Consider the following 10,226-nt stretch of genomic DNA (forward strand, 5'->3'; position numbering starts at 1 on the left):
AAAATTCCTTATTTAATAAATAAATTGTTATCTGCCGTTTGCAATAAACGGTCTATCTTTTGCTTGTTTTCTGTGGATATTTCTCCCAGCGGCAAGCGCACGGCTTCCGTGCCGAATCCGATTTTGGAAAGCATATACTTTACGCAAGTGGGATTCGTTTCCAAATAGCAGGCCTTTATAAGCGGATAAAGTTGTGCAAACAAGGCAAAAGACTCTTTTGTACGGCCCTCTTGAAAAAGTTTATAAATTTGTACAAAAGCAGGAGCAAACACATTGGCCGCCGCGCTGATAATGCCGGAGGAGTTAAGTGCCAGATGCTGCGGGAATAAATCGTCGTTTCCACACAGATAACTTAACTTGCTGCTATATTTTACGGCGGTATCGGTAACGTGCGCCATATCATAATCGGATTCTTTTACCCCTGCAATTTGCGGCACTTCATTTAGTAATCTGTCCAATGTTTCGGCAGAAAGTTTTAAACCTGTTCTTCCGGGAATATGGTATAAAATAACCGGCACTCCCAACGCCGCCGCTTGTTTATAATGGGCAACCAGCCCGTTTGGATTGGGTTTATTATAATAAGGCGTAACGATTAAAACCCCGTCCGGGTCAAACGCAAGTGCGGCACGGGTGTTTTGTACAGTAGAAGCGGTATCGTTCGTGCCTGTGCCGATAATTATTTTGGCGCGGCCTTTTATACGCGGGGTACAAAAACGTAAAATTTCGGTCTTTTCCTCGGCTGACAAAGTAGCGGCTTCGGCGGTAGTGCCTAACAATACAAAGCCTTCTATCCGGGCGGCCAGTTGCGCCTGAATTAAACGCTCTAAAACGGGATAATCCACTTGGCCCTGCTTCGTAAAAGGGGTGGCAAGTGCGGTGTAAACTCCGGTAAACATAACGCCTCCTGAATATGTTTTGCGCGCAAGAAGAACTGCCCATATTTTAGCAATTTAATTTGTATAATTAAGTAACAATTTTAATGAAAGGATATTTTATGCCAGAAAACGATAAAACAAACCAAACCAATACGGATATCAGCCTTCCCAAAGAAGAGTGGGAAAAGAAGTTGTTAGAAAACGAAAAAACGGCCTTCACGGAGTTTCCGCTCCCGCAAGACCCTAACGAAAAAAAGCCCGCAGACAAACACGCCGTACACGGCATTTGGGCCGCGCTGTTGCTGGCCGTTTTTGCCGTTTCTGCGGTATGCGGGGTGTATTTAACGGTTAAGCCTGTGGCTAAATGTGCTCCAGCCAAAACGGCCGAGAAGGAGGATAACACTTCCAAACTGGCGGCGGCATTTGTACGGTCCAAAGGGGAAAAGGGTATTGCTTGGATTAAGGTCCGCGGTGTGATTGCGCAGGATAATAATTCCTCTGCGTTTTCCCGTCCGTCCGGGGCATCGTCTATTGCTAAAAAAATCCGCGAAGCGGGGCGCGATGAAAACGTCCAAGCCATTGTGCTGGATATCAATTCTCCCGGCGGAACGGTGGCTTCCGTTCAAAATATTTACAGCGAAATTTTAAAAGCCAAAGAGAAAAAGAAAGTTGTAGCCTTGTTCCGGGATGTGGCGGCAAGCGGCGGCTTTTATATTGCTATGGCGGCGGATAAAATCGTGGCGGAACCCGGCACGATTACCGGTTCGGTGGGAGTGATTATGCAAACGAGCAATGTAGAAGGTTTGTTTGATAAAATCGGCGTAAAAGTTACCCCGATTACCTCCGGCAAATATAAGGATATGGGGTCCGCTTTCCGCCCGATGAGTGATGCCGAAAAAGCCATTTTGCAGGATATGGTAAACGATACTTATACGCAGTTTTTTGCGGCTGTAAAAGCAGGGCGGCCCAATGTAAAACCCGAAGATTTGGCCGAATATACCGACGGGCGCGTATTTACAGGCCAGCGTGCGTATAAATTGGGCTTTGTGGATAAATTGGGCGGCGAGGAAGAGGCCCGTTTGTTGGCGGGCGAACTGGCCGGGATAAAAGACCCTAAGGTGATTGCTTCCCGCCCGGACGGATTGCGGGAACTGATTTTCTCGTTCGGTTCGTCTATGGAAAACCAAACACTTGCCAAACAGTTGCAAACGCTGGCGACACCGAGCGTATCCTATTTGTGGGTGAACTAATATGAATTTACTTAAATCGTATTTTAAGTATATGGACGACCCCTCCGGCGCGATTACGCAACTGGTTGCGGAGCGCTCTCTTTCCCGCGCGTGTATGGGTTATTTTGCGGCCACGCTGGGGTGGGTGCTGTTCTTTAATATAGGCGACGGTATCAGCCCGGTAACCTTGCTGTTAAAATTATTTGTGGTGTTTATTGCCGAACTGACAGCGGGTTATTTTATTGCGTCTCTGTGCGGGTTATTTTTGGATTTTAAACATATCAAATCCTCTCCTGCCGAGTTGTTTGTGCTGATTGGTTCTGCCGGATTTATTAAAGGCTTACTCGTGGCTTTTGCCCTGATTTCCGCCGCTTGGCCCGGCGCCGGGCTTGGCTTGCTCGCTCCGTTTGCTCTGCTTCTGGTCTTGGGGCTTCAACTGGGCTATTTAACGCGCTCATTAATGCGGCTGTGCGGAGTCAGCGCGGCCCAAGCGTTGACGGCTTGGCTGTTCGGCTTTGTCCCCGCGTTGGTGGCGGTGGTTTTGCTCGGCGTGTTTTTTGTGTGGGGCGTTGCCCTGCTGTTTTAAAAAGGATATTTGTTGCGTTCGCCCCGGTTTTTGCCGGGGCGTTGTTATTTTATATGAAATATTTTAGGCCTTGCCTGTGTTTACATATGTACAGGGATTATCATTATTTGGTAAAATATTACCGACCGGTAAGTAAAATTATTTGAATTATATGAAAAAACAAGAAACCGAAAAAACAGATAAATCCGAACGTGAAAATCATATGCGGGCGGCTATTAAAAAGGCGGCGTTTCACTTAATGGCAGAAAAGGGTTTGGACAAAGTGTCTATGCGCGAAATTGCCGAAAAAGTAAATGTAACCAAGCCTGTCCTTTATTATTATTTTAAAAATAAAGAAGATTTGTGCCGCAGTATTATTGAAGAACACGAACAACTGTTTAGTCAACTGTTGGACCGCGTGTCCGAACACGCCAGCGGTCCGGCGGAAATACTAAACGAAGGGTTAAAATCCCACTTGGATTTTTTTACCAAGGACCCGGTTCACTCTAAGTTTGTTTTGCAGATGATTTCTTACACCTTGGATGTGGACCCCAAAAAACTCCCGCCGAAAGAAAAACCTTGCGTGCAGGATATGTTGGCCAACGCTTTAAAGCGGGAAGAACAAAAAGGCAAACTCCCGCCAGGCAGCGTGATGGATATTATCCGTCTGGCCTCGGGCATTTCGGCGGAAATTATGTTTAGCGCGTATCTTACGCAGCACGTCAATCCCGCCGCGTACCGCGGAGGATCCTTTGACCGGCAAACCGTAGAACGGTTAGTCAAAATCATTTTACTTGGTATTCAAGCATACTATAAGGAAACAAAATAAAACATATGAAAAAATGGGTATTACTCGCGCTTATGGCAGCATATGCGCCTGCGTGCCTGGGGGCTGCTCCGGGCAAAGCGGCAAACAATTTGTTTGCCGAACGTGAAGAGGTAGGGGGGGAGAAAATTACCATTTCCGATGCAATTCGGATGGCACTCTCGGACAGTTACCAAATCATTGATGCACAAAAGACGAAGGAAATCTATGAACAGCAACTTTCGCAGTCGCGTTCCGGTTACTATCCGTCTTTGTCGTTGGACGGTTCGTATAGCCGTGCTCTTAAAAAGGGCAAGATTATTATGGGCACCCAAAGCATTGAAATCGGCCAAAATAATACATACCAAGCCGGGCTGAACGCCTCTTATGTTTTGTGGTCCGGCGGTCAAATCCGCAACTCGGTCAACCTGGCAAAGGTGGGCGCAGAACAGGGCCTTTTTAACTTGCGCCACGTGCAAGATGTTGTTACCAAGCAGGTGGTGGGATTCTGTTATGACATTATTTATGCCGCCGCTTTAATCCGCGTGCAAGAGGAGTATTTGGATATTGCTAAACAACATTTAGACGAAGCCCAAGCCAAATACAAACAGGGCCTTGCCAGCAGTTTGGATGTGCTGACCCAAAAGGTAAAGGTGGAAAATATTGAACCTACGGTTTTGCAGGCACAAAAGAACTTTGAACTGGGCAATTTGTATTTGCGCCAAATTTTAAACCGTGACCCGGAAGACCGCATTTATTTAACCTGGACACAAAAAGATTTGGAACTGCCGCAAACGCCGTCTTTGGATGAGTTATATAATTTGGCAATGGAAAAACGCCCCGAATTAAAACTTTCCAAATTAGCCGTTGATGCGGCGCATTACAACATAAAGATTGCCCGCGCGGGCCATATGCCGGTGCTTTCCTTAAACGGGAATTATACCTATAACGGCGTAACCGATAACGGGTTTCCGCAGCATAAACAAGATTATTATTGGTCCAGTTCTGCCGGAGTATCATTGAGCGTTCCGTTGTTTGAAGGGTTTAAAGTATCCTCGCAAGTGGCGCAAAAGGAATTGGCTTACGAACAGGCGGTGGCTGCGTACCAAAACAAAATGAAGAACGTGCGTATCCAAGTAAAAGAAGCGTGGCTGAACCTGGAAGAAGCCCGCTCCCGCATTGAGGCCACCAAAGGCGTAGTGGAACAGGCCCGGGAAAATTTGAATTCTCAAATGAAACGGTACCGCGCAGGGCTTACGAGCCAGTTGGAAGTCAACGACGCTATTTCCAACGTAAACGATTCCGACTTGCAATATGTACAGGCTGTGTATGATGGGGCGATTGCCCTTTCCGATTTAAAATTCGCCGTAGGTGTAGAGGTAAATTTGTATGAAAAAAAGAACTAAAAGAAGAATTATATGGGGGGTAGTAGCCCTAGCTTTTATTTTGGCCTTGGCGGCCATTTTTAAGCCTAAAACATCAGGCCCGTTAGACGGTGTGGCTAAGGACGTTTTCTTGGTAAAACAGGAAACTGTACAAAAACGCACGTTAAAGCACGAACTGCTTATGTCCGGCAGTATCAAGGCGTTGGAAGAAGCCACGCTTTTCCCGCGCGTAAGCGGCAAGTTGCTTAAAAACGTATTGCGCGAGGGAGACGCGGTCAAAAAGAACCAAACGGTCTCTTTAATTGAGCGCGACGAAGTGGGTGCCGTGTACGAGCCGGTAGTCGTGCCGTCCACCATTACGGGTGTAGTCGGCCGCGTATATTTGGACCCGGGTGCCAACGTAACGGTTTCCACGCCGGTAGCATTAGTAGTCAACCAGGAAAAAGTGCGTGTAGCGGTGGATATCCCGGAACGCTATATTGGCGAAATTTATAAAGGCCAGCCCGCCACCTTGCGCGTGGATGCGCTGCCCGGCCAAGAATTTGAAGCCAAACTGACGATTATCAGCCCGGTGGTAGATTCCACCAGCCGCGCGGTAGCCGTGGAGTTTTATGCCAATAATACCAAAGGGTTGTTGAAATCGGGTATGTTTGCCAAAGTGGATATTACCTTGTCTGAAAAAGCGGACGCCGTTTCTGTTTCTAAACAGAGCGTTTACACGGACGAAGAAACGAACGAAACGTATGTGTTTGTCCCGTCCGCCGACGGCAAAACCGCCGTTCGCAGAAACGTAAAAACGGGCTTTATCAATAGCAATCACTTGGAAGTGAGCGAAGGTCTTTCCGCGGGTGAACAGGTGCTTACGTTTACCTATGGTTTGAAAGACGGCAGCAAAATTGAATTGGAAAAATAATTAAGTATGGCTGAAAATAACAACAATTTACAAGCGTCCAATGCGCTGGAAAAGGAGAAAATGAAAAAAGGCGGTTTTACCGCCGTCTTCATCCGCCGCCCGGTAGCCACTATTATGATGTGTTTGGCTATTGTGGTCATCGGGTTGATGTCCTATTCCGGTATGGGTGTGGGTATGTTCCCGAACGTGGACGTACCGTATGTGCTGGTGCAAACCACTTTGGCGGGTGCCAGCCCGGAAGAAATTGAAACTTCCGTTACGAAAATTATTGAAGAATCCGTCAACCAGGTGGAAGGGATTGATGAAATCAAATCCCAAAGTATGGAAGGCGCCTCTTTGGTAAGCATTAAGTTCTTGATGGATAAAGACGGCGACGTGGCCGCCCAGGAAGTGCGTGATAAAGTGGAACTCATTAAAAACGAACTCCCGGACGGTACAGAAGCCCCCGTGGTGCAAAAGTTGGATATGGACTCCATCGCTGTATTGAACGTAGTTGTATCCGGTGACCGCGACATTGTGGAACTGACGGAAATTGCCAAAAAGAAAGTAAAAGAAAACATTGAAAACATCCGCGGCGTAGGTGCCGTGAACATTGTAGGGGGCCGCGAACGCGAAATCCATATTACGGTCAACCCGCTGAAACTGTTTTCTTTAAACCTGCCTATCAGCGACGTTGCAGCCGCGTTGGCCGACCAAAACGTAGAAATTCCTGGCGGACGCGTGGAACAGCAGCACCAGGAATATACGTTGCGTATTTTGGGCCGTATCCCGGACGTGCCGTCCTTTAATGATATTTTTATCGCTAACCGCAATGGTGCTTCCATTAAAATTGCCGATATCGGCTATGCCGAGGACTCCGGCGAATACGAACGCGAATCCACGTTTTTAAACAAACGCCGCGCCGTAACCTTGGAAATTACCAAACAGTCCGGCACCAACACCTTGGCCGTTGTGCAAGGCGTAAAAGATAAGTTGGAAAAAATTAAACCCACGCTCCCGGCGGACATATCCCTCTCTTTGATGATGGACCAGTCCGGCAATATTAAAGCCTCTGTTCACAGCGTGTTGGAACACTTGGTTCTCGGCGGTATTTTAGCCGGTATTATGGTGTTCTTCTTTATGGGTTCTTTGCGTTCTACGTTTATTTCGTTCTTGGCTATGCCGATTTCCATTATCGGCTCATTTATCTTTATGAATATGGCCGGGTTTACGATTGATACAATGACGCTTCTGGGCTTGCTGGTAGCCGTCGGTATCGTAATTGACGACGCTATCGTCATGTTGGAAAACATCTTCCGCCATATGGAAAAATACGGCAAAAGCCCGAAAGTGGCGGCTATTGACGGCTCACACGAAATTACCTCTACGGTAGTGGCGACCACGCTGTCTATTTTGGTAATCTTTCTGCCGTTGGCTTATATGAGCGGTATTGTGGGCCGTATCGTAAACAGTTACGGTATGACGGTAGTGTTCGCTATTGCTCTTTCCGGTGTGGTGGCCCTGACGCTGACGCCTATGCTCTGCGCCAAGATGTTAAAGCAGGAAAAGAAAACAAAACTGGACCTCTTTGTTGACGGTGTAAATAAAAAATTAGTGGATTGGTATATTCCGCTTTTGGATTGGTCTATCCACCACCGCAAAATAATGGTTTCGCTGGCGTGCTTGTGCTTGGTATTGTTGGTGCCGATGTTGGCGCGCGTGGGCGGGGAATTTATGCCTACGGATGATAGCGGTAAAGTGCAGGTTAGCATTGAAGCCCCGGTAGGGACCAGTTACACCGATACGCAGGATATTTTAAAGCAGATTGAAAAGGATATCCGCCGCTTGCCTCACGTCAAGGATACCTTGGTGGCGGCCGGGGTGTCTTCCAGCAGTTTCGTGTCCTCTAACCCTTCCAACAAAGGGTATGTGCGTGTGGAGTTTGAAAGCCGTGATAAACGCGACGGCGTAACCACCAAGGAATATTTGGATGCAATTCGCGAAATGATGAAGAAATACAAAGGATTGAAAAGCAATTCTTATGTAGTCAGCGAAACGCCGTCCTCCGGTTCGTACGAGTTGGAATTTGTTATTTCCGGTCCGGATATCAATAAGTTGAGCGAATACAGCCAGGCGATGGTACAGCAGTTGTCCAAGGACCCGCGTTTTATTGACGTGGACACTTCGCTAGACTTGTCTAAGCCGGAATACCGCGTAGTCATCAACCGCGAAAAAGCACAGAACTTGGGCGTTAAGATTACGTCTATTGCCTCTGCTCTGCGTACTATGGTAGGCGGCGAAGATGATATTACTAAATACAAGGAAGGCGACGACCTGTATGATGTGCGTGTCCGCGTAGCCGAGGAATACCGCGATACCAAAGAAGCCATTTCCGCTTTAATGGTTCCCGGTAAATTAAACGGCAAAGATACGATCCAGCGTTTGGACAGCGTAGCCTATATTGAAGAAGGTACCGGCCCCAGCCAGATTGACCGCCATAACCGCCAGCGCCAAGTAACCGTACAAGCAAACTTGAACGGAATTGATACGCGTTCTGCCTTGGCGATTATGAACGATATCTTCCACCGCTTAAATGCGGGGGCTGAATATTCGGGTGGTGTAACGGGTATGTCGGAAGAAATGACAAAGATGTTCTCGTCGTTCCTTTTGGCGTTCGTGTTGGCGTTTTTCTTTAAATATATGATTCTAGCCGCGCAGTTTGAAAGTTACACGCACCCGGTGGCCATTATTGTTTCCTTGCCGCTGACATTGCCGTTTGCTGTGCTTTCCTTGTTCTTAACGGGGCAATCGCTTAACTTGTACAGTTTGTTGGGTATTTTTATGTTAATCGGTGTAGTCAGTAAAAATGCTATTTTGCAGACCGATTATACCAACCAACTGCGCGCCCGCGGCTACGGACGTACAGATGCTATTTTGCAGGCAAACCGTGTCCGTTTACGCCCTATCTTGATGACGACGCTTACACTGATTATGGGTGTGGCTCCGATGATTTTCTCCAACGGTGAAGGCGCCGACCAGCGCCGCAGTTTGGCGATTGTTATCGTAGGCGGGCAGGCGCTCTCGCTGCTCGTTACGTTGCTGATGACCCCGGTTACTTATATTTTGATGGACGAACTGGGTGATTGGTTTAACTATACCTTTAAAGGGATTCCTTATCCGGAAGATAAGAGCAAAACAGAAATTTTGCCCGAAGTGCCGGAAGAAGATTAATCCTCACAGGAAAACAGCAAACCTCCGCTTACCAATCCTAAGCGGGGGTTTTCTTATGGTAGTGATTAATGTTATTTAAACCGATAATTTGGACTGTTGTTGAGCGGGTCTTGCCCGTTTATAAAAGGCGTATAAGGCGGAGGAGTATTTTTACTTGTTTGAGCCTGTTAAGGCGAGTTGTAAAAATACCCGCCGTTACTGCCTTTTATGGGCACCGACCCGCTGGTCTTTTTGGTTCTTTTTCTCCCACGAGAAAAAGAAGAGAGAAAATTTTGCTTACTTTTTGTCGGCACAAAAAGTAAGGGTAATAAAGAAAAACTATTTTTTGGCAAAAAACAACCCTGCGTTATCTTTCAACACAGGGTTCAAATCGTAAGGTGCGGGCGGGAATCGAACCCGCGAATATGAGTTTTGCAGACTCACGCCTTACCACTTGGCCACCGCACCGTAACATCAAATCGGTAAGACCTAATTATTATAGCAAAAAAATTTAAATTTAGGAAGAAAAATATAAAAGTATAAAATTGGGTCTTGATTTTTTGTGCTTTGCCGCTATACTAGCCATATGGGAGTGCCACCATCGCCCGTTTTTGGGTACAGCCTCTTGTAGGGGACAAGGCCTCCCACCTTTTTAGCCCGGCCCGAGCGGCCGGGTTTTCTATTGCGAAATTTATTTCTTTTTTGTATAATAAATCAAAGGCTCCCGATTGGGGGCCGTTTTTCGCGGGGTTTTTGACCAAAACCCTTTTGTAATTGAAGATTTTTTGATATAATAAAGTAAATGCCTTGCGCGGGCGTAGTTCAATGGTAGAACACTAGCCTTCCAAGCTTGATACGTGGGTTCGATTCCCATCGCCCGCTTGGCAAGGATGCAGAAAGCCTGTAAGGGCCAGCATAAATGCTGGGGTAGCTCAGTCGGTAGAGCATCTCCATGGTAAGGAGAAGGTCGTGGGTTCGATTCCCACTCCCAGCTTATAGATTTGGCAGTACCGCCCGAATTCGGGCGAGGACGTAATGCTGGGGTAGCTCAGTCGGTAGAGCATCTCCATGGTAAGGAGAAGGTCGTGGGTTCGATTCCCACTCCCAGCTTGTTTTGACAAACTAAACAAAGCAGTAAAAATTAACAACAGGAGAACTAAACACAATGGCAAAGGAAAAATTTTCCCGCAGCAAACCGCACGTGAACGTGGGTACGATTGGGCACGTGGACCACGGTAAGACGACGCTCACGACGGCAATCACGA

General features: G+C 47.2%; 8 protein-coding genes and 4 tRNA genes. 10 read left to right on the plus strand and 2 right to left on the minus strand.

The annotated features are described in order from the left end of the window. Window positions 1-8 precede the first annotated feature (8 nt). Complete coding sequence (dapA, locus tag ACZOTW_RS01050; RefSeq protein WP_483997248.1) at window positions 9-896, minus strand: 4-hydroxy-tetrahydrodipicolinate synthase; 888 nt, start codon at window positions 894-896, stop codon at window positions 9-11. A gap of 98 nt (window positions 897-994) precedes the next feature. Between dapA and sppA the strand changes: the two genes are divergently transcribed. The 6 genes from sppA (at window position 995) to ACZOTW_RS01080 (ending at window position 8,982) form a co-directional block, all read left to right on the plus strand. Further along, on the plus strand, window positions 995-2,125 hold the full coding sequence (gene sppA / locus ACZOTW_RS01055) for a signal peptide peptidase SppA (protein WP_428057381.1): 1,131 nt from the start codon (window positions 995-997) through the stop codon (window positions 2,123-2,125). Window position 2,126: 1 nt separating this feature from the next. Beyond that, window positions 2,127-2,690 (plus strand): hypothetical protein, encoded by a 564-nt coding sequence (locus tag ACZOTW_RS01060; RefSeq protein ID WP_428062277.1) that lies wholly within the window; start codon window positions 2,127-2,129, stop codon window positions 2,688-2,690. Window positions 2,691-2,841: 151 nt separating this feature from the next. Further along, window positions 2,842-3,498 carry a TetR/AcrR family transcriptional regulator gene (locus ACZOTW_RS01065; protein WP_428039425.1) on the plus strand — a complete coding sequence of 219 codons (657 nt, stop codon included), beginning with the start codon at window positions 2,842-2,844 and terminating at the stop codon, window positions 3,496-3,498. A gap of 5 nt (window positions 3,499-3,503) precedes the next feature. Then, complete coding sequence (locus ACZOTW_RS01070; RefSeq protein ID WP_483997249.1) at window positions 3,504-4,880, plus strand: TolC family protein; 1,377 nt, start codon at window positions 3,504-3,506, stop codon at window positions 4,878-4,880. Then, a complete protein-coding gene (locus tag ACZOTW_RS01075) occupies window positions 4,864-5,772 on the plus strand; it encodes an efflux RND transporter periplasmic adaptor subunit (RefSeq protein ID WP_483997250.1) in 909 nt (302 codons plus the stop codon). The genes ACZOTW_RS01070 and ACZOTW_RS01075 overlap by 17 nt, the downstream gene beginning before the upstream one ends. Before the next feature lie 6 nt (window positions 5,773-5,778). Further along, on the plus strand, window positions 5,779-8,982 hold the full coding sequence (locus ACZOTW_RS01080; protein ID WP_483997251.1) for an efflux RND transporter permease subunit: 3,204 nt from the start codon (window positions 5,779-5,781) through the stop codon (window positions 8,980-8,982). Window positions 8,983-9,357: 375 nt separating this feature from the next. Here ACZOTW_RS01080 and ACZOTW_RS01085 read toward each other — a convergent pair. Next, a tRNA-Cys gene (locus tag ACZOTW_RS01085) sits at window positions 9,358-9,429 on the minus strand. 343 nt (window positions 9,430-9,772) lie between these two features. Here ACZOTW_RS01085 and ACZOTW_RS01090 point away from each other — a divergent pair. The 4 genes from ACZOTW_RS01090 to ACZOTW_RS01105 all read left to right on the plus strand — a co-directional run. Then, window positions 9,773-9,843 (plus strand) — tRNA-Gly (locus ACZOTW_RS01090). Between the two features lie 39 nt (window positions 9,844-9,882). Then, a tRNA-Thr gene (locus ACZOTW_RS01095) sits at window positions 9,883-9,955 on the plus strand. A 43-nt stretch (window positions 9,956-9,998) separates the two neighbouring features. Then, a tRNA-Thr gene (locus tag ACZOTW_RS01100) sits at window positions 9,999-10,071 on the plus strand. 55 nt (window positions 10,072-10,126) lie between these two features. Next, on the plus strand, window positions 10,127-10,226 hold a 100-nt coding region (locus ACZOTW_RS01105; protein WP_483997252.1), incomplete at its 3' end, for a GTP-binding protein.

The sequence above is a fragment of the Candidatus Avelusimicrobium sp. genome (assembly GCF_056976295.1).